The organism is Algoriphagus aquaeductus (assembly GCF_003253485.1).
Classification (GTDB): Bacteria; Bacteroidota; Bacteroidia; order Cytophagales; family Cyclobacteriaceae; genus Algoriphagus; species Algoriphagus aquaeductus.
In genome coordinates this window covers 207,392-229,236 of record NZ_QKTX01000003.1, presented here as the reverse complement: position 1 = coordinate 229,236, position 21,845 = coordinate 207,392, and the positions used below count along the sequence as shown (strand labels likewise).

The 21,845-nt window shown below is 45.3% G+C and carries 21 protein-coding genes; all 21 read left to right on the top strand.

The features are described from left to right. Positions 1–17 precede the first annotated feature (17 nt). Positions 18–1,058, top strand: a complete 1,041-nt coding sequence (locus tag CLV31_RS05425; RefSeq protein WP_111392030.1) for a zinc-dependent alcohol dehydrogenase family protein — start codon at positions 18–20, stop codon at positions 1,056–1,058. A gap of 25 nt (positions 1,059–1,083) precedes the next feature. Then, a complete protein-coding gene (locus CLV31_RS05420) occupies positions 1,084–1,287 on the top strand; it encodes a hypothetical protein (RefSeq protein WP_111391871.1) in 204 nt (67 codons plus the stop codon). A gap of 30 nt (positions 1,288–1,317) precedes the next feature. Next, the gene (locus CLV31_RS05415; RefSeq protein WP_111391870.1) at positions 1,318–2,322 is read left to right on the top strand and encodes a Gfo/Idh/MocA family protein; all 1,005 of its coding nucleotides are present in this window, start codon (positions 1,318–1,320) and stop codon (positions 2,320–2,322) included. A gap of 176 nt (positions 2,323–2,498) precedes the next feature. Further along, on the top strand, positions 2,499–4,355 hold the full coding sequence (locus CLV31_RS05410) for a Xaa-Pro dipeptidyl-peptidase (RefSeq protein ID WP_111391869.1): 1,857 nt from the start codon (positions 2,499–2,501) through the stop codon (positions 4,353–4,355). Positions 4,356–4,822: 467 nt separating this feature from the next. After that, positions 4,823–6,262: a DUF6600 domain-containing protein gene (locus tag CLV31_RS05405; RefSeq protein WP_111391868.1), complete on the top strand. Its 1,440-nt coding sequence runs from the start codon at positions 4,823–4,825 to the stop codon at positions 6,260–6,262. A 340-nt stretch (positions 6,263–6,602) separates the two neighbouring features. Next, a complete protein-coding gene (locus CLV31_RS05400; protein WP_111391867.1) occupies positions 6,603–9,740 on the top strand; it encodes a VPS10 domain-containing protein in 3,138 nt (1,045 codons plus the stop codon). Between the two features lie 398 nt (positions 9,741–10,138). Further along, on the top strand, positions 10,139–10,948 hold the full coding sequence (locus CLV31_RS05395) for a hypothetical protein (protein ID WP_111391866.1): 810 nt from the start codon (positions 10,139–10,141) through the stop codon (positions 10,946–10,948). Between the two features lie 58 nt (positions 10,949–11,006). Beyond that, entirely contained in the window at positions 11,007–11,237 is a 231-nt protein-coding gene (locus tag CLV31_RS05390) for a hypothetical protein (protein ID WP_111391865.1), read from the top strand. Positions 11,238–11,359: 122 nt separating this feature from the next. Further along, positions 11,360–11,869 (top strand): hypothetical protein, encoded by a 510-nt coding sequence (locus CLV31_RS05385; RefSeq protein WP_111391864.1) that lies wholly within the window; start codon positions 11,360–11,362, stop codon positions 11,867–11,869. Next, positions 11,866–12,699, top strand: coding sequence for an agmatine deiminase family protein (locus CLV31_RS05380; RefSeq protein ID WP_111391863.1), 834 nt, complete (start codon positions 11,866–11,868; stop codon positions 12,697–12,699). Before CLV31_RS05385 ends, CLV31_RS05380 begins: the two co-directional genes overlap by 4 nt. 72 nt (positions 12,700–12,771) lie before the next feature. After that, a complete protein-coding gene (locus tag CLV31_RS05375; RefSeq protein ID WP_111391862.1) occupies positions 12,772–13,020 on the top strand; it encodes a hypothetical protein in 249 nt (82 codons plus the stop codon). Beyond that, a complete protein-coding gene (locus CLV31_RS05370; protein ID WP_111391861.1) occupies positions 13,017–13,418 on the top strand; it encodes a type II toxin-antitoxin system VapC family toxin in 402 nt (133 codons plus the stop codon). The genes CLV31_RS05375 and CLV31_RS05370 overlap by 4 nt, the downstream gene beginning before the upstream one ends. 217 nt (positions 13,419–13,635) lie before the next feature. Then, positions 13,636–13,914, top strand: coding sequence for a GNAT family N-acetyltransferase (locus CLV31_RS05365; protein WP_111391860.1), 279 nt, complete (start codon positions 13,636–13,638; stop codon positions 13,912–13,914). Between the two features lie 12 nt (positions 13,915–13,926). Then, positions 13,927–14,163, top strand: coding sequence for a (4Fe-4S)-binding protein (locus CLV31_RS05360; protein WP_111391859.1), 237 nt, complete (start codon positions 13,927–13,929; stop codon positions 14,161–14,163). A gap of 126 nt (positions 14,164–14,289) precedes the next feature. Beyond that, the gene (locus tag CLV31_RS05355; protein WP_111391858.1) at positions 14,290–15,117 is read left to right on the top strand and encodes an OmpA family protein; all 828 of its coding nucleotides are present in this window, start codon (positions 14,290–14,292) and stop codon (positions 15,115–15,117) included. A 311-nt stretch (positions 15,118–15,428) separates the two neighbouring features. Next, a complete protein-coding gene (locus CLV31_RS05345) occupies positions 15,429–16,832 on the top strand; it encodes a S1C family serine protease (protein ID WP_111391856.1) in 1,404 nt (467 codons plus the stop codon). A 102-nt stretch (positions 16,833–16,934) separates the two neighbouring features. Further along, entirely contained in the window at positions 16,935–17,375 is a 441-nt protein-coding gene (locus CLV31_RS05340) for a nucleoside deaminase (protein ID WP_111391855.1), read from the top strand. Between the two features lie 79 nt (positions 17,376–17,454). Then, entirely contained in the window at positions 17,455–18,348 is an 894-nt protein-coding gene (locus CLV31_RS05335; protein WP_111391854.1) for an NAD-dependent epimerase/dehydratase family protein, read from the top strand. Positions 18,349–18,412: 64 nt separating this feature from the next. Next, a complete protein-coding gene (locus tag CLV31_RS05330; RefSeq protein WP_111391853.1) occupies positions 18,413–19,345 on the top strand; it encodes a tetratricopeptide repeat protein in 933 nt (310 codons plus the stop codon). Positions 19,346–19,509: 164 nt separating this feature from the next. Continuing rightward, positions 19,510–20,496: a sialidase family protein gene (locus CLV31_RS05325; RefSeq protein ID WP_111391852.1), complete on the top strand. Its 987-nt coding sequence runs from the start codon at positions 19,510–19,512 to the stop codon at positions 20,494–20,496. A 147-nt stretch (positions 20,497–20,643) separates the two neighbouring features. Further along, on the top strand, positions 20,644–21,717 hold the full coding sequence (locus CLV31_RS05320; protein ID WP_220084319.1) for a serine hydrolase domain-containing protein: 1,074 nt from the start codon (positions 20,644–20,646) through the stop codon (positions 21,715–21,717). Positions 21,718–21,845: the final 128 nt, after the last annotated feature.

The window sequence follows — 21,845 nt, the reverse complement described above, 5'->3', positions numbered from 1 at the left end:
ATTCAAATCACCACTCAATGAAAGCCATCCTTGTCGAATCCTTCCAAGAAAAACCCATCATCACCCAAGTTCCCGATCCTCAAGTACCAGACTACGGAGTGGTTTTGGAAGTGAAGGCAACCGGACTTTGCCGGAGCGACTGGCATGGTTGGATGGGACACGATTCGGATATCCGGCTTCCGCATGTTCCTGGGCACGAGTTTGCCGGAGTGATCCGGGAAGTGGGCAAAGGAGTGAAAAACTGGAAAGCCGGGGATCGGGTGACCGTTCCCTTTGTCTGCGCTTGTGGCACCTGCCCGACCTGCCAAAGTGGAAACCAGCAGATTTGCGATGATCAATTTCAGCCGGGATTTACCCATTGGGGATCCTTTGCGGAATATGTGGCCGTTCATCGAGCCGAGGCCAACTTGGTCCGACTGCCGGATTCGGTGAGTTTTGAGGCGGCCGCGAGTTTGGGCTGCCGATTTGCCACTTCCTTCCGGGGAGTGGTCGCTCAGGGAAAAGTCACCGGCGGGCAATGGGTAGCCGTGCATGGCTGCGGCGGAGTGGGACTTTCGGCTATTATGATTGCTGCTGCTTTGGGCGCCCAGGTGATTGCAGTAGATATTTCTGAAGAAAAGCTGGCTTTGGCCAAAGCCGCCGGAGCTGACATTTTGCTCAATGGAAAAATCAATCCCGATATACCGGAAGCAATTCTTGAGCTCACCAAAGGCGGAGCACACGTTTCGATCGATGCCTTGGGAAGCAAAATCACCTGCTACAACTCCATCGCCTGCCTCAGAAAACGAGGCAAACACATTCAAATCGGACTGATGGCAGGAGACCAAACCAATCCTCAAGTACCGATGCATTTGGTCATCGCCCAAGAACTCGAGCTACTCGGAAGTCACGGCATGCAGGCCCATGCCTATCCGGAAATGATGCAGATGATTTTACAGGGAAAAATCGCACCCCAAACGCTTATCGGAAGAAGGATAGGTCTTGACGAAGCGGTTGAAGCTCTAACCTCCATGGACCGTTTTCAGGAAAATGGGATGGTGATGATTGATCGGTTTTGAAAAACACATTAAACCTTATCTAAAAATGAAATCAAAAACCAGATGGTTTGTCCAGTCTGTAGCTGGCTTACTTCTTACAGGTACCGGCCTTTGCATGACCGTGGATGCAGGTTTTGCAAAATTCAGAGGGGAAGAATGGGTAGTGTATGGAACTGTAGCCCTGATCGTTTTTCAGGCTGGATTATGCATCGTAATTGATGGTGCGAGATTTCGATTCGATAAAAAATAACTTTTTGAGGAGGAAGTTATACCTTTTGACATGCAAAAACTTAACGATTCAGAAGTTCGATGGGGAGTGATCGGCGTGGGCAATGTCTGCGAAGTCAAGTCCGCACCTGCCATGAACCTTGTTCCGCACAGTAAATTGGTGGGGGTCATGCGTCGCGACGAGGCAAAAGTGAAAGACTACGCCTCCCGCCACGGTGTCCCCAAATGGTACACCGATGCTCAGCAACTCATCAATGATCCTGAAGTCAATGCGATTTACATTGCCACCCCTCCCAATGCCCATTTGGAAATGACCCGAATGGCTGCCGAAGCAGGCAAACCTGTCTATATGGAAAAACCCATGGCTCGGACCCATTCCGAATGTCTGGCAATGATCGAGGTATGTGAAAAAGCAAATGTTCCGCTTTATGTAGCCTACTACCGTCGTGCTCTACCTCATTTTGTCCAAATCAAGGAATTGATAGACGGAGGGGCGATCGGAGAAATCCGGACAGTACATGTAAACATGAAACAGGTGGTTGAGCCGGAAATCATCACCATGCTGGAAAATAATTGGAGAGTCGTCCCCGAGATCGCAGGTGGCGGATACTTTTTCGATTTGGCCTCCCATCAGTTGGATCTGTTGGATTTTTTCTTCGGGAAAATCACCCATGCTTCGGGCTTTGCTACCAATCAGGCCAAGGCCTATGCAGCGGAGGACCTGGTAGTGGGTAGTTTTGTTTTCGAAAACGGAGTCCTAGGCACGGGAAATTGGTGCTTTACCTCTTCCCATTCTGCCGAAAAAGATGAAATCATTCTGGACGGAAGCACAGGACAGATCCGTTTTGCCACCTTCGGAAAAGGCGAATTTACACTGATTCAAGACTTCCAAGAACCGCAGCATTTTCATCTATCCCTTCCCCATCATATCCAACAACCGCTGATTCAGTCCATTGTCGAAGACCTTTTGGGAACAGGCACTTGCCCAAGCACGGGAGTCTCCGGAGCCCGAGCCAACTGGGTCATGGGGGAATTGGTGAAAACCAAAATTGCTTAATTTGGATGTACAGATCTTTTCCATAATAAAGCTCAACTTTAAACAAACGAATAATCTCCGGATTCTTCGGTCCTCCAACGTATTAGTAAGAATAATATTCCCCAATGGGCGGATTGGCGAATAATCAGAAAACATAGTTTCTCCCCTGCCATTTTCAACTCTTTCAAAACACTCAAATGAAGAAATCAAACGTTCAGATTTTAAATTCAGCAAGAACCGGATGGATCCTTTTCTTGCTGCTGCTTTTCACAGGAGTACAACAGCAACTTTTTGCCCAAGCCAAACCGATTTTTGAAAATGGGGAAGCCCAGATCGTACCGGAATTCAAAGACTCCACCAAATGGATCAGCCATGACCTTTGGGTAGAGACAGAGTTTGATACTGATGGAGACGGAAAAAAGGATCGAATGCATGTGGCTGTCACCCGACCTCAGCAGACCGAGACGGAAGGCCTCAAACTTCCTGTGATCTATGCCTCAAGCCCTTACTATGCAGGGACTGCAGGAAACAATCGGGAATTTTTCTGGGATGTCCGCCATGAGCTTGGTGAGCCAGGCCCTCCACACGTCAATCCCGAAGTGAAGCGTACCGGCGAACGGCCCATCATTTCCAACACAGAAATCTACATTTGGGTACCCCGGGGATATGTAGTTGTTCACTCTTCGTCTCCGGGAACAGGCCTTTCTCAAGGTGCCCCTACCGTGGGAGGACAGAATGAGTCTTTAGCCCCAAAGGCAGTCATTGAGTGGCTGACCGGAAAAGAAAACGGCTATACCAGCCCTGACGGAAATGAGAAAGTAACGGCCTTTTGGTCCACCGGTAAGGTAGGTATGACCGGTACTTCTTACAATGGAACACTTCCCATAGCCGCAGCCACCACAGGAGTCAAAGGTCTGGAAGCCATTATTCCCATAGCCCCAAACACCTCCTATTACCACTATTACCGTTCCAATGGACTAGTTCGCTCACCGGGAGGATATTTGGGTGAAGACATTGATGTCCTGTATGATTTCATCCACAGTGGAGATGAGTCTAAGAGGGCTTACAACAACCGAACGGTCCGAGATACTGAAATGGCCCAGGGAATGGATCGAATCACCGGAGATTACAATGACTTTTGGGCAGGACGAGACTATCTCAATCAGATGGGGAATTTCAAGGCAGCCCTCCTGATGGCACATGGGTTCAATGACTGGAATGTGATGCCTGAGCACTCCTACAGAATCTATGAGGAGGCCCGAAGAAAAGGCGTTCCTTCCATGATTTATTACCACCAAAACGGTCACGGTGGACCTCCGCCCTTGAGCATGATGAACCGGTGGTTTACACGATACCTTCATGGCATTGAAAACGGCGTGGAAAATGACCCAAAAGCCTGGATCGTAAGAGAAAAAGACCCTCAAAACAAACCCACTCCCTATGCGGACTATCCCAATCCAAGTGCTTCAGAAGTGACGATGTATTTGACCGGAGGAGCTCCGGATGCGGGTACCCTGAATTTGCAGAAAACCACTACCGCAAAACGGGAAACTCTGGTGGACAATTATTCATTCTCGGGTTCGGCCCTAGCCCAAGCCGAAATCACGGAACACCGCTTGATGTATCTAAGCCCGGTATTGAAAGAAGATGTGCATATCTCCGGGACAGCAAGCATAAAAATCAAGCTTGCCTCCGACAAACCTGCTACAAATCTATCGGTTTGGCTGGTTTCCCTGCCTTGGAATGAAGGCAGAAATGCCCGAATCACAGACAACATCATCACCCGCGGATGGGCCGATCCTCAAAATCATTCCTCCATTCGAAAAAGCGAGCCCTTGATTCCGGGAAAATTCTATGAGCTAAACTTCGAGCTTCAACCCGACGATCAGATCATTCCCGCCGGTCAACAAATCGGCCTGATGATTTTCTCTTCAGACAGAGAGTTTACCCTCTGGCCAAGGCCTGGCACCCAACTCACCATTGATCTTGACGGCACATCCCTTACACTTCCCATTGTGGGAGGAAAAGAGGCCCTAAACCGATCCATTCAATAAGAAAAATAACCCATTCAAAAAGCCCTTTAACCAAGGGCTTTTTGAATTTTCAGACTTTTTTTAATAGCCCAGAATGGAAAATCAATCCAAACTTTTTCCTCTTAAAAAAATTTTAAGAAAATCTTAAGAAAACTCCAGATACCCAAAAACAGGGATTTTCCGTTTAGAATTTAAACAAACCCCTGAGCCGATCTCTACATTTTTCAAATAGACAATCGCAGTTCATTGATTTTTTAAAATAAGTAGGATAAAAAAAGTTCATTTTTTAAAACAGACTCAACAATAAGACACAACCTTTATCTATTTTTTATCGATAGATCCATAAAATTCATCTTGATTTTCAATAAGTCTCAAAAATATGGCCCAGTTTATGAAATAATCCATGCAACCAACTCAGGACATTTCGCATCTTCCCAATAAACCATTAGCCCCAACCGTACCCAATTCCACTTCTAACCACAACTACCATGAAAACGACTCAAAAAAACCGATGGCTCCGAATGGCGACGCTCAGCTTGGTGCTTTTAACCGGGGTTTTCTCTTCTATTCCTGCTGAGGCAAAAAACTTCAGAGGTGTCTCCTTTCAGGTTTTCTACGACGCGCTTACTCCCTATGGAGACTGGGTCAAAGACGGCAGACATGGCTACATCTGGCTTCCTGCGGTCTATGATGATTTTCACCCATACGGCACCAACGGACACTGGGTCATGACCGAATACGGAAATACCTGGGTTTCCGATTACGATTGGGGCTGGGCCACTTTCCACTACGGCAGATGGTATTTTGACGATTACTATCAAAGCTGGGCTTGGATCCCCGGATATCAGTGGGCACCTGCTTGGGTGAGCTGGAGATCCGGAGGAGGATACTATGGCTGGGCACCCCTTGGACCTGGCGTGTCCATCAATGTGAGCATCAATATTCCCTCCCGTCATTGGGTATTCATCCCTCACGGCAGGATCTATCACAGAAATGTATACAGCTACTACGCTCCGTATCGCCATCACCATACCAAGGTGAAAATCATCAACAGAACTACCGTGATCAACAATACGGTCGTCTACAACAACCACAATTACTATGCAGGTCCTAACCGAAGAGATGTCGAGCGTGTGACAAGGCAGGTAGTACCTGTATACAATATCCGTACTGCGGAAGCTCCGGGAAGATCGGCAGTGGCAAGAAACGAAGTGAGCCTTTACAGACCCCAATTGGAGGAAACCAGAGGAAGAAGTGTGGAAGCCAGACCGTCCAGAGTATTGCAGGCGGAAGAGGTGAAAACCGCACGTGCAAGCAGGCAAATCAGTCCCGCAAACTCAGGCTCTACCAGTCAGCCAAGTCGATCTGGCTCTGCCAATTCCAGCCAAGGAACAGCCAATCCAGGAAGAACAGCCACACCTTCGTCCAGAGGTCAGGAACAAAAATTTGAGGTGAAACCAGCGCCTGCAGATACCCGTCAGCGGGAGGCAACTTCCCAGCCCTCGAGATCTGCACAGCCTTCCAGACAGGGAACGGTACAAACTCAGCCTGCTCCTTCCCGAGAATCTCAAGTAAGAACGCAGCCGCAGCCCTCCAGAGAATCACAGGTAAGGACTCAACCGCAACCAAGTAGAGATGCTCAAGTGAGAACACAGCCTCAACCGGCACCGCGGGGAAGTGTGGAACAGCGAAGTTCGGCACCTTCCAGAACTCAGGAAGTGCGACAGCCTCAGCAGCGAACCCAATCTCAACCTCAGGTAAGAACCGCTCCATCCCGAGGAAATGAATCCAGAGTCGCTCAGCCAAGCAGAAGTCAAAGCAGCCAGCCACAGGTAAAATCCTCGGCGCCTGCCAGAAGCTCAGCCCCTGCAGGCCGAACCGAATCTTCTGCCCCAACTAGAGGAAACAGCCGCGACAGAAATAATTAAGCACAATAAACAACTAAACCAACTCAGCCCTGCCGAATCAATGGCGGGGCTTTTTTTTCTCTATTTCCATCAACATTATTTGAAGCTCCATTTCTGAACTTTTAGACTATTGGATATACGGAACTTTGCCAGTAGTCAAGTTAGAAGCTTAAATTAACTGGTAAATGCCAATTCATGTATTTCTTCGGTCTTCCGTCTACGGTCTCCCAGCCCAAAATCAGAGGAATATTCGTCTACTGACAGAATAGCGTATAATCAGTTTTAGACTTCTGATTTTAGCATTCAGAATTATGTTCTATGACTTTTCTTTAACTTACTTTTTCAAAACCACCGAATCCTTATGAAAAAAGTCCTTGCCTTTTTGCTTCTACTTGGAAGCATCACTGCAACTGCACAAACCTACGATTCCTCCCTCCCGATCAAATACCGAAACATCGGCCCTTTTCGCGGCGGTCGATCAGTGGCTGCTAGCGGAGTGGTAAACGATCCGCTGACCTACTACTTCGGCACTACCGGAGGAGGACTCTGGAAAACCTCGGATGCAGGTCAGCATTGGGAGAATATTTCCGATGGATTTTTCACCACAGGTTCGGTTGGTGCTGTAGCTGTCGCCGAAAGCAATCCCAACATGGTCTATGTCGGCATGGGTGAGCATGCGCCTCGGGGCGTGATGACCTCCTACGGCGACGGCGTATACAAATCCACCGATGCAGGCAAAACCTGGAAAAAACTCGGCTTGGAAAAAACCCAACACATCTCCCGAATCCAAATCCACCCAACCAATCCTGATGTGCTTTACGTCGCCGCCCAGGGCGCTCTGCATGCTCCTAACGAGGATCGAGGCGTGTATAAGTCCATCGATGGAGGTTTGACTTGGGAAAAAGTCCTTTTCGTGGACAACATGACCGGAGCGGTGGAACTTTCCATGGACATGAATTACCCGGAAATCCTGTATGCTGCCATGTGGGAGCATCAGCGTTTCCCTTGGCAGGTGAAATCCGGTGGTCCGGGCTCGGGACTTTACAAATCCACAGATTCCGGAAAGACCTGGAAGAAAATCCACAAAGGTTTGCCTGAGGAAAAAGGAAAAATGGCCATCTCCGTCTCCAGAGCCAATTCTAATAAGGTTTATGCTTTGATCGAAAGCGATTCAGACAAGGATCTCGGTGGCCTCTTCGTCTCTGATGACGCCGGAGAAAGCTGGACACTCATCAACAAAAGCAACCGACTCACCCAGCGGGCTTGGTACTACATCGAAGTTTTTGCCGATCCCGTGAACGAGCATAAAGTCTATGTGCAAAGTGCGCCTTTCTTGGTATCGATCGACGGCGGAAAAACCTTCGAAGACATCACCGGCCCGCACGGGGACTACCACGATCTCTGGATCAATCCTAAAAATGCCAACAACCTAATCCTGGCCGATGACGGTGGCGGTTCCATTTCTTTCAATGGTGGCAAAACCTGGTCTGTTCAGAGCAATATGCCTACCGCTCAGATGTACCGAATCAATGTGGACAATCAATTTCCCTATCGCATCTATGGCGGGCAACAGGACAATACTTCTGTGGTGATTTCCAGCATGGCTTTAGGCAGAGGAGGAATTACCCAGGAGCATTGGAACTATTCCGCAGGAGGAGAAAGCGCCTTTTTGGCCTTTGACCCGGATGATCCAAGGTATGTCTTGGGTGGAAGCTACCAAGGCACGATCGAAGTGCTCGACATGAAGACGCAGGGCTCTACCAATATCATGGCCGCCCCGATCCAATACCTGGGAATGGACGCGAAGGACATGAAGTACCGGTTCAACTGGAACGCTCCCATCATCTGGTCTCAACACGAACCCAATACTTTTTATCATGCGGCACAAGTCCTCCTCAAAACTCAGGATTGGGGAAAAACCTGGACAGAAGTTTCCCCTGACCTCACCCGAAATGAAAAATCCAAGCAGGGCAAAGGTGGCGTGCCTTACACCAATGAAGCCGTCGGCGCGGAAAACTACGGCACTATTGCCTATGTAATCGAAAGCCCGCACGAGGCTGGAGTGATCTGGACAGGTTCTGATGATGGCCTTGTTCATTTGACCCGTGATGGTGGAAAAACCTGGACCAATGTCACTCCAAAAGACCTGAAAGAAACCCTCATCAATGCGATTGAGGTTTCGCCTCACGATCCGGGGACTGCCTATATCGCGACGACCCGCTACAAGTTCAACGATTACACGCCTGCGCTATACAAAACCAGCGACTACGGAAAGACCTGGATGAATATCTCCAAAGGCATTCCCTACGGAGCCTTTACTCGAGTGGTGCGGGAAGACACGAAAGTGAAAAACTTGCTTTTCGCGGGAACCGAAACAGGCATGTATATCTCCAAGGATGGCGGTGCAAATTGGTCATCTTTCCAACTCAACCTTCCACTCACTCCGATTACCGATCTAAAAGTAGCCCATGACGACCTGATCGTGGCGACGGCAGGACGATCTTATTGGATCCTCGATGAGCTGAATGCCGTGCGGGAAGTACAGGCCAAAGCAGACAAAATCACGCTCTACACACCAGAAAAAGCCCTTTTGGGCAACTGGTACTCCAGCATGAACAGTGGCAATCTGGACGGATTTACCGGTACGCATCCTTTTCAAGGCCATAATCCTGCCAATGGCATGGTGATCTACTACCACCTTCCTGAGACTTTCGCCGACAGCAGCGAACTAACTTTGGAAATCCTCGATGCTAAAGGAAATCTCGTACGAAAACTGAGTTCCAAAAAAGATCCGGATTTCAAATCCTACGACGGCGGACCTTCACCCGAACCGACAATCTCCACGCGCAAAGGAGTCAACCGATTTGTCTGGAACCTGCGTTATCCGACCGTGCCTGGTATCCCTACAGCCTATATCGAATCGAGCTATGCGGGCCACAAAGCCATTCCTGGCACCTACACCCTTCGACTCAGCGGTGGAGGAGTGACAGCCGAAGCCAAAGGGGAAATCGTGGACGTTCCGGATTACAACCTCACTCCTGCTGACTACCAAGCCTATCATGAATTGATGAGTCAGCTGGAAAGCGAGGTCACCACCATGCACACCATGGTGAATACCGCAAAAGCCTACCAAGACCAACTCAAGGACTTGGTCACTCGCTTGGATAAAAAAGCAGAATACAAAGACCTGAAGACCGCTGCCGAAACCCTAATCAAAGAAATCCAAGCTTGGGATGAAGACATGGTGCAGCGCAAGTCCACCGCCTATGATGACGTGGAAAACTTCCCGAACAAGTTCACCGCCAACTTTATGTTTATGATGAACCATGGGGAAAGCAGCATTCCAAAAATCAACGAAGGCACCAAAGCCCGCTACGCCGAATTGATGGAACAGTGGAAACCTCTCAAAGCCGAAGGCGAACGACTAATCCAAACTGCCGTGCCTGCATTCGATAAGCTGGCAAGTGAGAAGGGGGTGGGAGTGTTGTTTGTGAAGTGAGGAAAAAGGGCTGGGTGGGATTTTTAATTCCGTCCAGCTAATCCTAAATTCAGAATAAAGGAAAGAAAACAACAATGAAGGAAAATAAGAAAACCAAGAATCTAAAGACCTTAGACCAATTGATTAAGGAAGAATTTGGGCCTATTGGAACGAAAGCCAGGGATAAATTCGAGAAGGGGTTTAAGGCTTTTGAAAGGTCTTTCTTGGACAACAAAAGGAAAGGGATTTCCTGAAATTAGTGGTTATAACCAATTATAATTTGGTTTGGACACTTAGGAGTGATTGTAAATCCCACCCAGCGTCCTACTTAACTTCAAAGGCTTCGAGAAGAAATTACACCTAGCAGAGTAATTACACAATTGGAAAAAAATGAATAAAAGCTGAAAAAGTAAACTCAAATGGAAATCAGGAAACATTTTGAATACAATCCAATTCTAGACCTTACAGTAGCTCAAATTGGAATAAACAAATGGAATTGGACTTCAATAGAGAATGAAGATGAGGTGCTCGCCAAAGAGATTATGAAGAAGAATAAATTTGATGTTTTACCTATAACCGAATCAGACGGAAAAACTAATAAATATTATTCAACTCGGACTTGGGGAGATTACAACCAGTTGAACCTAAATAAAATTGAAAAAACAAAGACAATTTATTATAGAACAAGCTTAGCTGATTTAATTCAAAAATTCAATGAGGAAGAAGAACATTATTTTTTCCTCGCAAACAACAAAGATGTTTTGGGTCTTGTATCATTTGTTAACTTGAATTGCTTTGCAGTTTACAACTATCTATTTCAAATTATTGCAGATATAGAGCAAAGTGTTGCAGTGAAACTAAAGGAGCATATTAATGAAGATGAAATAATAAAATCCTTCTCAGAATCTCAAGATTCCCACCTCCTTAACATAATAAGCGAATTTCAAAATTCAAGAAAACACAATGTAGACAGCAATATATTTGAACACATGTACTTACAAACTATTGGCATTACTATAAATAAATTTTTAAACCATCTTCCTAAAAATCTTAAATCCCTTAATAAATTTTCAAAGAAATTTAGTCCTGAAGGAACATATGGGGAAGTTAGAAATAAAGTGATGCATCCTGTAAGGCCAATCCTTAGTGACAGGACCTCTATTGGGAAAATTAATGAACTTCTAAGTGATTATCACATAATTAAAGAAACCTTAAACATAAAGCCATAAAAAAATGAACAATATTAGTTACACGATATTAAGGCTATTCCAAATTTGCCTAGTCTTTATGGCATATTATTCTTATAATTCTTTAATTGAGTTTGGAGAAAAATTCAAAGAAAGTGGTGGATTTGAAATCAAACCTGAGAAAATTCAAGGAATAGATTTTGAAATTGTTAATGGAACTTCACTTTCTTCAGGATTAAACGGAGCAGCATTGGGCTTTGGGATAATAGTATCAGTTTGTATTTATTCAATTGTCCACATTGAAACAAAAATTTATAGCAAATCAAACTAATCCCCAATTGAGAGTAGTTTAAAAGTTGGTCAAGGAGTAATTTTCAACTCCTCCTATACATCTAGTAGAATTTGTAATTCCCTTTCACCAAACCACTAGAAAATCAAATCCCTCATGATTAAATGACCTTCCTAAAAATAACTCCCGATAAAGAAAATGAAGCTGGATTTGGTAAAATCGCAAAGAGGCTTTTTGAAGAATATGCCATTCAGAAAGGTGATCAACTTTTTCGTTTGATGGAGATAGAGTTCTATTGGAAATCAGAAACTCACCCTGACCAATCCACTTATGGTAGAAATCATGTCCAACCTAAAGCAGGAGATTGGTTTTTTCACTATTCAGGGGTAGATATTGCGTTAGACGATCCTGACCTCAAAGGAGAAGGTGGAATCTTGATCCGGGGAATTTATGACCTTACTGAAAGAAAGGAGATCAAAGGACCGATGGTTTGTGCAATGACCCTTTTTAGCGGATTCAATGCCTTTGATGGAAATATTCAAACCAAGCTTATCTCAAAACCATTCGATTCTCTTCCCATTAAAGCAGGGCCAAGAAAAGGGCTAGGTAAAAACGCCGAGGTAAATGACATGCATGTGAAGAATTACGCATTTTCTATCAATCCAAAAAAATGACCCCCGACTCCCAAACCAACTTCCTTTACCTTGCTGATACACTTCCCAAAAAGTTTCCGGAGTTTTATGCTCGTTTGGAAAGGGAGTTAAAGGCTCAAAATGTTGCTTTTGACTTTTTGCCCGGCACCAAGGACGTTTGGGCGGTGGATTACATGCCGATTCAGGTTGGGGATAGCTTTATACAGTTTCGATACGATCCGGGCTATCTCAAGCCACTCAAATATCAGAAAACCAAGTCCGATGTGGATGCGATTTGTGCCTCCTTGGGCATTCAAACGCATAAATCTGACATCGTTTTGGATGGAGGAAACTTAGTAAGGTCAGCCCATCAGGCTTTTGTGACGGATCGGATTTTTGAAGATAATCCTGCTTGGGAGAGAAAAGCGCTTTTGACTGAACTCAAAAAACTTCTCGAATTGGATCGGATTTTTCTTCTTCCCGTGCAGCCAGGTGATTTCACCGGACATGCAGATGGGATGGCTCGCTTTGTGAACGAGAAGACCATTTTGGCTAATGACTATGCTAAGGAGAGTAGAAAATTTTACGAAGCCTTGGAGATCGCCCTTCACAATACCGGATTGGAGGTAGTCAAGCTTCCCTACAATGTCTACAATAACCCAAGTAATAACCACGCGAATGGAGATTACATCAATTTCCTGCAAATGGAAAACGTGATTTTTGTTCCAGTTTTCAACTTCAAAGAAGACGAGGAAGCTCTCCGAATCATCGAAACCTGCTTCCCAGATCAAAAAGTCATCCCTATCGAATCCAATGTCTTGGCTAAGGACGGAGGGATTCTGAATTGTATCAGTTGGAATATTAGGAGATAGGCCATATTCAAACCGAACTTTTTCTTAACAAGTTGTCAAGAAAAGTTTAACTTAGCTTAAAATCAGACAACTATGACACTAACGATGCACATTGGAGAGTTTAAAGCGAGGTTTTCTGAGGTTATAGAACTGATCAAAAGCGGTGTTACCGTCAAAGTAATCAAGGGTAAGTCCGGTGATTTAGTCGGCTATTTTGGCAAAACTTTGGAACCCGAAAAGCCCGTGCAACGAAATCTAGGATTCTTTAAGGAGCAGGGTGTGACTATTAACCATGAAGACCTCCACTGGTCTGATCAGGAATTGGAAGAGTTTGGACTATGAAGTATTTGCTAGACACACATGTCATTTTGTGGATGGCCTACGAAGACCATAAACTCAGCAGTCGAGCTAGAGCTATTTTACTTGAACCAAAAAACGAGATATATTTAAGCGTAGTGAGCTTTTGGGAAATGAGCTTGAAATTTCAGTCAGGAAAACTGGACTTAAAAGGTCATAATCCTGAAATAGTAAAAGCTGGATTTGTTCAAAATTTTGATTTCCAGGAGTTGAATTTGGAAATGGATGATGCACTCACTATTTACAAACTGGATTCGAACATTCACAAAGATCCTTTTGACCGAATGATGATCTGGCAATCACTCCGACACGGATTAACTTTTATAACAGCTGATGAAAACATCAATCGCTATCAGGAAATTGGACTAAAAGTAGTTTGGTAATTTAGGGAGTTTGAAAGGTTTAAATTTTCAAAGACCAAACTTAGGTACTTTTTAGTGATCCTAGTGAAGTTCAAATTAAGAATGAAATAAGTCCGAGCGCCTTCTCTCGGTAATAAAACACCAATACTCACCTAGCCTTTTTCACCCAAATTGCCTAAACTTAGCTAAAGAATTCATTTTGATAGCTTTTTCCTACCTCACCTAATTTTAGACAGACATGGATATCCACCAAGAAGACAATGGCAAAAAGGGTAGTTTTTACATCCTTCTCGAAGGAAAAAAAGAGGCAGAAATGACCTATACCTGGGCAGGAACACATCGAATGATCATCGACCATACTGAGGTCAGTGATGCCCTCCGGGGCAAAAGTGCAGGCAAACAACTCGTGATGAAGGCAGTTGAATTTGCCCGGGAAAAAGGAATCAAAATCCTCCCCTTGTGTCCCTTTGCCAAAAGCGTTTTCCAAAAAACAGCAGAAATACAAGACGTACTCTAACTCACTACACTCATGGACAAGGACAATCTCACCAAAGAATACAGCAATGGGGAAGTCACCATCGTCTGGAAATCAGGAAAATGCATTCACTCCGGCAATTGCGTCAGAAATAACCCGGATGTATTCCAGCCCAAATCCAAACCATGGATCAAACCGGAAGCAAGCACTACCGAACGAATCATCGAAACGGTGAAAAAGTGCCCCTCCGGAGCGCTGACCTTTTATTTAAACGATTCGGCAAACCGGTAGATTAAAGACTTAATCCTATCTTTTTTACGCTATTCAAATTCAATGAAGCGGGAATTCGGGCAACGAAGTTCGACGAGAATATCCTGCTTTCCGTTAGTCCTTTTTCGGAAAAAAACGCTTTACCAAATGAGAAATCTTCTTTTTTTCCCTGTCTTAATTTTCTTAAGCACATGGAGCGTACTCGCTCAGAATTCCTGTGAAAACCACCCCCTGTTTTCCATACTCCCACAGCATCGGATCTCCTCCTGTGAAGAGAAAGAGTTTGACACCTTCAAAACCGATTACACCGATAAATCCGGCACTTGGGAGAAGTTGGAAAAATCAGGTTATATCTTGAAAACCTACTACACATTTGAAGGGGCTTGGGAAAAGAGACCTTCCAATCCGATGATTTTTCAGAATTACACTCAGGCTGTTCTCTCCAAAGGAGGAAGCCTAATCAGCCAATCCAATTCACGAACCCTTCTTCATCTAAAATCGGCCGGAGAATCTTGGTGGATAGAAGTTCAAAGTGACCAAAGCGGCACTTTTTCCGTGACCTGTCTCAAGGAAGAAATTATGAACCAATACATTGTGCTCACCTCAGAGGATATCGAACGAGAAGTGAAGTCGACGGGCAAAGTGGCTTTTTACGGAATCTACTTTGATACAGATCGGGCAGAAATCAATCCTGAATCCAAAGAAACGCTCGCACAAATGGCCAAATACCTCAAAGCCAATCCATCGATTCAAGTATATATCGTCGGACACACCGACAATACCGGCAGCATGGAGCACAATCAGCAATTATCCGAAAAAAGAGCAGAAGCGGTTGTCCAAGCGTTGATACTCGATTATCAAATCTCCAAAAACCAGCTTAAATCCTACGGAATAGCTTCGCTTTCACCGGTCAGCACCAATGCTACTGAAGAAGGCAAAAGCAAAAACCGGCGGGTGGAAATGGTGCTGCAATAAGTCAACAGGCATGAGTAACTTATTTAAAAACCTTCTCCCAAGTTCCAATTGCACTTTAACCTGGACGCGATCGGTTCAATTTTTTCAGGGTAATTTTCATCACTAGGGAATATTTATCTTACCCCAAGGGAAAGGCATCTGCCATGAAAATGGGGCAATGAGTGGCTTTTCCTGTTCATCGGAATTGGCAATTCAGAGGGCTCTCCTCCCTATCTGTGGTTCCAAACCTTGGACACAAGCAATCTTTGGGAAGGTTTTTCCTTTTGAAAATTTTCAAGGCCTTATCCATAATTCCCTATTTTTAGTAACCTATGTCAAAGAAAAAGCAAAAACGTACCGATAGCGCAAGCAGAATGATGAGTGGGGTAGTCCAAATCTTGGTAGAGGGCTATATCGAGGAGGATATCCAGTCTATCTTAAATCCTTCCATCAAAGTTCCCGGGGTGTGGTCTGGATCAGGGTTTTTCGTAAAATACAAAGATCTCGAAGGCTATATTGTCACCAATGCCCACGTGGTACGGAATGCGATCAAGGTAAAAATCAGCTCCATGCTCACCAGCGAAGAACGGTTTGATGCTGAAGTGGTAGGATTGGTGAAACAGTTGGAACCGGATGTGGCCTTGATCAGACTGACAGATAAGGAGTTGCTAAGGTTCAAAAAGCTGGCTATCCAAGATATCGAATACCTGGAATTAAAGGAAGGCAGGAGCCCTTCACGAGGAGAGACCATCAAGGCCATAGGATACCCCGTGGGCATGATCGAACCCAACATTACCGGTGGGGAGATTACCAATTTTATATCCGGATCAGAGTATACCACCGAACGATTTGTCACCAATGCCGCAATCAATCCGGGTAACTCCGGTGGCCCAAGTATCGATGAAGAAGGCAAAGTGGTCGGACTCAATACAGTCGTGATGATTAATGCAGAAAACATTGGATTCATTACTCCTGCCAGTTTTGTGAAAATCATCATCGAAAACTTGCTTCTGCTCAATGAACCTCACTTTGCAGATATTGGTGGAAAATTGCAGAAGAATGCAGAAAACTTTAATCCTTTATTAAAACAGGCTCATGCCAAAGGGGTGATCGTCTCAAAAGTAGTCCCCAATGCATTCCTGGACGCCGCCAAAATCAAACCAAGGGATGTCATTCTTTCGATCAACAAGATGGAGTTTGACCGCCACGGCATTGTCATTGGAAAAGAAGGCTTATACAGGCATATCAATATTTATGACGTCATAAAACTTGTGCCTATCGGTGAATCCGCAGAGATTGTATTTCAGAGAGAGGGGGTGATTCATAAGACGAAAGCCATCGCCATGAGAAATCCGGAAAAAGGCATCAATTCCATCCCGATTTTGAATGACAGGAAATACCTTGAAGTATTCGGAATGATTATTCAACCGCTGAGTTTTGAAATTATCCAGGCTATTCAGGAAGTGGACCCTGCAGCCCAGTTGGAAATGCTTCAAACGATCGATCAGGATAAACCTGCGCTAGTCGTCACCCATATTTACCAAGGTACTCAGGCCGACGAGATCGAGTGGCCACTTGGGGAACTTATCGTCAAGGCCAATAACCGAAGAATTTACACCCTTGACGATTTGAAAAAAATTGTGAAAAAGAGTCAGAGTGGCGCCGTATTATTAGAATGTCGCAGCGGAAGATTGGGTTATTTTCTGGTAGACAAATCCTTAGAAAACTTAGAATAGGTTTGAGGCATTAAGCCTGCAATTATCTCTTGAAGCAATCATCAAGTCAAATTTTATATCCTAAAACCATAATCTAACCTAGCCTGGTATACCAAAAAACTTATGGACCCATTTCTCCAAGCAGCCATTGAAGAAGCACAAACCGGACTCCGGGAAGGAGGTATTCCGATTGGTTCTGTTTTGATTTATCAGGGAAAAATCCTCGGAAGGGGACACAATAAGCGAGTCCAGCAAAAAAGTGTCACCCTTCACGGTGAAATGGACGCCCTCGAAAATGCAGGCAGAGAACCCGCATCCGTCTATCGAGAATCCATCCTCTACACCACGCTCTCACCCTGCCCGATGTGTTCAGGGGCCATTTTGCTTTACGGTATCCCTAAAGTGATCATTGGAGAAAATCAAACCTTTATGGGTTCGGAACAATTACTCAGAGAGCACGGCGTGGAAGTCATCGTGGAAAATGATCCAACTTGCATTCAAATGATGGAAGAATTTATTGCCAAAAATCCTGCCCTTTGGAATGAAGATATCGGTGAACCATAATAGAAATCTATCCTAAACCCAAGAATAGAGAAAACCTTAACTTATCCCGAATTACTCACCCCAATCTTACCCTAAAACCATGCGCATTTTATTCACCGGAGGTTCCGGAAAAGCCGGACGACACGTCATCCCCTACCTACTCGAGCAAGGTCACCGCGTGATGAACGTAGACCTCACCCCTTTGAATCATCCCGGAGTGGACAATCTTACCGCCGACATCGCTGACTCGGGTCAGATGTTTAATGCGATGAGTATGTATGCAGGATTTGATGAAATGGAACCCGGCACGGGCGTTCCGGCATTTGATGCCGTGGTTCATTTTGCCGCAGTGCCAAGAATCCTGATCAAGCCGGACAATGAGACCTTTCGAGTCAATACCATAGGCACCTATAATGTAATCGAAGCCGCTGTGAAGCTCGGAATCAAAAAGATCATCATTGCCTCCTCGGAGACGACTTATGGTATTTGCTTTTCCGATGGCAAAACCGATCCTGCATACCTCCCGCTTGACGAAAACTATGACGTCAATCCCATGGACAGCTATGGCCTATCCAAGGTGGTCAATGAGCAAACTGCAAGAGCTTTCCAGCGAAGAACCGGAGTAGACATCTATGCCCTGCGAATCGGCAATGTAATCGAGCCGCATGAGTACGAGACTCTTTTCCCTCACTACTTCAAGCATCCTGAAGTCCGTCGTCGCAACGCTTTCTGCTACATCGACGCGCGTGACCTGGGACAGATTGTAGATTTGTGTTTGCAAAAGGATGGGTTAGGCTATCAGGTCTTCAATGCCGGCAATGACCACAACGGAGCGATCATCCCAAGCAAAGAACTAGCCGAGCGCTTTTTCCCCGGGGTATCGCTCACCCGTGAATTAGAGGAACACGAAGCACTTTTCTCCAACCGCAAAATCCGCGAAGTGCTTGGCTTCCAAGAGCAGCACAACTGGAGAAAGTATGTGAAGGGGGAATAATCATTAAATTTTCAAGTTTATCGAAAAAACACAGTAAACACTGTGGACAATCCAAATCACAATCATGAGACATCTTTTCCTGATCCCTATTTTCTTCCTCGCTTTCGCCTGTAAACCCACCAAGCCGGAAGCGGAAGAGACCGTATCGGTGGATTCCACCTTCACTACTCCACTGGGAAAAACCTTTGAAATTCCGGTTCCTTCAGAAAAGTTGCTAGCCCAATTTGAGGAAGCAAAAGCCACTTTTGAAGCCAATCCCGAGGATGTGGAAGCGCTCATTTGGTACGGACGTCGCACCGCTTATTTGGGTCAATACCGACAGGCGATCGACATCTATTCCAAAGGACTGGAAAAATTTCCCAACGAACCCCGACTCTACCGGCATCGGGGACACCGCTACATCAGCATCCGGGAGTATGAAAAAGCCCTTGCTGACTTTGAGAAAGCGGCTGAATTGATCCAAGGAACTGCCGACGAGATCGAACCGGATGGCATGCCCAATGCCCTCAACATCCCGGTGAGCAGCCTCCATGGGAACATTTACTACCACTTGGGATTGGCCTATTACCTGACTCACCAATATGAAAAAGCATACGAAGCTTATTTAAAATGCAGAGAAAGTGGCAATCATTACGACAACATCGTCTCCAGTACCCATTGGCTCTATATGATTCAGCAGCGATTGGGCAATCCGGCTAAAGCCGATTCACTTTTGGCCCCGATCCATCCGGACTCGACCGTGATCGAAAATCAAAGCTATGCGGACCTTTGTCTGCTCTATAAAGGACTGCTTCCCCTCGATTCAATCATGCCAAGTGGCGGCGGCAGCCCGTCCAATGATGCTGTCCGATACGGTGTCGCCAATTGGTATTTGTATCACGGGGATTCCGTCAAGTCGAAGCAGTTGATGCAGGAACTAACAGACAGCAAAGTATTTACCTCCTTTGGCTATTTGGCAGCAGAGAGCGATTTGATCAAAATTTTCGGGCTGAGATAAACTTAGCCCTCCCTATTTCCCAACTTTTCCAAAGTTTCGAACTTTGGAAAAGTTTTTTTCAGGGCAAATAGGGCATTTGACGTATGGCAAGACCTCGAGGTGGGGGCGATTTTTGAAAAGCATTCTAAGGCAACTGTTTTTCAATACCTAAAAGCCCCGTCAAAATGAATAAGTACCGTTTTCTAGTTCCGGTTTTTCTACTTTTTCTCCTCACCTCCTGTATGAGTGATGATGGACAGTCCCAAGATGGAGACGACCAAGTAGCAGAAGAAATCAAAAAAATCACTTGGGAGGAAATCCCGCTTCCAGAGGGAAAAACTGCTGTTAATTTCGCCGTTTCCAATGATGGGCGATATCTTTTTTACACGACCATTTCCAACAATTACATCTATCGATACGATGTGGTAGAAAAAAAAGAAATTAAGCTTTATGGGGATCTGAGTACGATGGGGGCATCCTTTGTCCACGTGTTGGATGGGAAACTGTATATGATCACCTATCATGACAACAAAAGCTACTTCAGCGTTTCGGAAGACAACGGAAATACGATCACCCGAAATCTGGTAGCTACCTTCGTCCCTTTTGCTCCTCAGACGGCTTTTGTGCGAGCGGACTTCAACAGACTTTTCCGCATGAATGACGGGACACTCCTTTTCCCTCATTTCACCAATTCCACCTCCCAAGTAAACGAAATCAGCATTTCTACAGACGGTGGCAAAACCTGGACAAAGAAAAACTCCGGAATCGTATTCATCCATGCCAGCCAAGGCAACCGGCTTTTTGCCACACCGGGAAACTGGCAGGGAGACTTTGGAATCGGTGCCTCTGGAGGCGGTCTTCACTACTCTGACAATAAGGGGGATACTTGGACCAAATCAGACTTGAAATATTCCCCACAGGCAGTAGACCGGGAAGGAAATCTCATCGGTGCCGACAATAGTCAACTTCAGCGGCTCAAAGGAAATAAATGGACAATCTACGAGTGGGATGGAAATTTCCCTTTTGCAGAAAAACTTTCAAACGTCAGTTCGGGCGGGACAGTCACTCAACGGATCTCAGACATCGAGTTTGACCAATCAAACAACCTGTATCTACTGTCAAGCAAAACAGGAGGACAGGGGTCGGCGATCTACAAGACCAAACTCAACTGACGATAACTTACCTCGGATTTTGGTTACTAAGCGAAAAGGCTGGATGCTTTTTCGCTTTTTTATTTGGTGAAAAGTCAAATAATCTTCGAAAAGGCTCAGTTTTAAACCATTTTTAAAATCCGATGTCTTAGAGTAAATTTTAATGCTATGCGAACACTATCCCTTCTTTTCGCAATTTTACTTTTGGTACAGGCATCCTGCAATCCCACTGAGGAACCCGGGAATAGCACCGATCAGGCTATGTATTTCCCTCCCCTTGCAGGAAATGATTGGGCAAAAATCAGCCCCCGAGAGCTCAATTGGGATGAAAGTCAAATCCCTGGCTTAGTGGACTTTCTGCGATCCAAAAACTCCAAGTCATTCCTCATTCTGGTCAATGGAAGAATCGCGATGGAGGAATACTTTGACGGTCATAAAGCCACCGACACTTGGCAATGGAACAGTGCCGGAAAAACACTCACCACGGCAACCGTGGGAATCGCACAGCAGGAGAACCTACTCAATATTAATACCCGAGTGTCCCAATATCTCGGCCCAGGCTGGACCACTATGCCCTTGGCAAAAGAAGCCCTGATTACACCCAAGCACTTGCTTTCCATGACTTCGGGGATCAATGATGAAAATCAGCTGGTCATCCGTCCTAACCTCACCTATCTGGCCGATGCGGGCACGCGGTGGTCTTATCACAATGTCTTTCAGCGGCTGATGAATGTAGTCGGAGAAGCAAGTGGTCAGTCTTTTGAAACGTACTTTATGACCAAGCTAAAAAACAAGATCGGAATGGATGGTTTTTGGAATGAGGGGCTCATTTTCACCGTCTACCACAGCAACTCCCGAAGCATGGCACGTTTTGGGCTCTTGGCATTGAATCAGGGCAAATGGGGGGATGAACAAATCGTCAACGAAGCCTTTTTCAAAGAAAGTACCTCCACTTCCCAAAACATCAATCCTTCCTATGGCTACCTGTGGTGGCTCAATGGCAAAAGTCAATTTATGCTACCCAACAGTCAGACTGTATTTCCGGGTATGCTCATTCCCAATGCCCCTGCTGATATGTATGCCGCAATGGGTGCTGAGGATCAGCGCATCTATGTGATCCCAAGCAAGAAAATGGTCATCATCCGAATGGGACGAGCTTCCGATCCAGACAATCCCAACTTTGCACTTTCGGGCTTTGACCAGTTGCTTTGGGAAAAAATCAATGCGGCTCTTGGAAACTAAAAATTTTTAAAATAAAGGAGCAAAAGTGAGACTTACAGAAATTAGTTAGCAAACACGGAGGATACAGTATTAAATCGAATAAAACTTAGAATTTTCAACAGGTTTAGGTTATTATTGGCGACAAAGTG

Bases quoted from the DNA above. Each gene is read 5' to 3' on its own strand.
- CLV31_RS05425 (WP_111392030.1), top strand. From the start codon at position 18: ATGAAAGCCATCCTTGTCGAATCCTTCCAAGAAAAACCCATCATCACC.
- CLV31_RS05420 (WP_111391871.1), top strand. From the start codon at position 1,084: ATGAAATCAAAAACCAGATGGTTTGTCCAGTCTGTAGCTGGCTTACTT.
- CLV31_RS05415 (WP_111391870.1), top strand. From the start codon at position 1,318: ATGCAAAAACTTAACGATTCAGAAGTTCGATGGGGAGTGATCGGCGTG.
- CLV31_RS05410 (WP_111391869.1), top strand. From the start codon at position 2,499: ATGAAGAAATCAAACGTTCAGATTTTAAATTCAGCAAGAACCGGATGG.
- CLV31_RS05405 (WP_111391868.1), top strand. From the start codon at position 4,823: ATGAAAACGACTCAAAAAAACCGATGGCTCCGAATGGCGACGCTCAGC.
- CLV31_RS05400 (WP_111391867.1), top strand. From the start codon at position 6,603: ATGAAAAAAGTCCTTGCCTTTTTGCTTCTACTTGGAAGCATCACTGCA.
- CLV31_RS05395 (WP_111391866.1), top strand. From the start codon at position 10,139: ATGGAAATCAGGAAACATTTTGAATACAATCCAATTCTAGACCTTACA.
- CLV31_RS05390 (WP_111391865.1), top strand. From the start codon at position 11,007: ATGGCATATTATTCTTATAATTCTTTAATTGAGTTTGGAGAAAAATTC.
- CLV31_RS05385 (WP_111391864.1), top strand. From the start codon at position 11,360: ATGACCTTCCTAAAAATAACTCCCGATAAAGAAAATGAAGCTGGATTT.
- CLV31_RS05380 (WP_111391863.1), top strand. From the start codon at position 11,866: ATGACCCCCGACTCCCAAACCAACTTCCTTTACCTTGCTGATACACTT.
- CLV31_RS05375 (WP_111391862.1), top strand. From the start codon at position 12,772: ATGACACTAACGATGCACATTGGAGAGTTTAAAGCGAGGTTTTCTGAG.
- CLV31_RS05370 (WP_111391861.1), top strand. From the start codon at position 13,017: ATGAAGTATTTGCTAGACACACATGTCATTTTGTGGATGGCCTACGAA.
- CLV31_RS05365 (WP_111391860.1), top strand. From the start codon at position 13,636: ATGGATATCCACCAAGAAGACAATGGCAAAAAGGGTAGTTTTTACATC.
- CLV31_RS05360 (WP_111391859.1), top strand. From the start codon at position 13,927: ATGGACAAGGACAATCTCACCAAAGAATACAGCAATGGGGAAGTCACC.
- CLV31_RS05355 (WP_111391858.1), top strand. From the start codon at position 14,290: ATGAGAAATCTTCTTTTTTTCCCTGTCTTAATTTTCTTAAGCACATGG.
- CLV31_RS05345 (WP_111391856.1), top strand. From the start codon at position 15,429: ATGTCAAAGAAAAAGCAAAAACGTACCGATAGCGCAAGCAGAATGATG.
- CLV31_RS05340 (WP_111391855.1), top strand. From the start codon at position 16,935: ATGGACCCATTTCTCCAAGCAGCCATTGAAGAAGCACAAACCGGACTC.
- CLV31_RS05335 (WP_111391854.1), top strand. From the start codon at position 17,455: ATGCGCATTTTATTCACCGGAGGTTCCGGAAAAGCCGGACGACACGTC.
- CLV31_RS05330 (WP_111391853.1), top strand. From the start codon at position 18,413: ATGAGACATCTTTTCCTGATCCCTATTTTCTTCCTCGCTTTCGCCTGT.
- CLV31_RS05325 (WP_111391852.1), top strand. From the start codon at position 19,510: ATGAATAAGTACCGTTTTCTAGTTCCGGTTTTTCTACTTTTTCTCCTC.
- CLV31_RS05320 (WP_220084319.1), top strand. From the start codon at position 20,644: ATGCGAACACTATCCCTTCTTTTCGCAATTTTACTTTTGGTACAGGCA.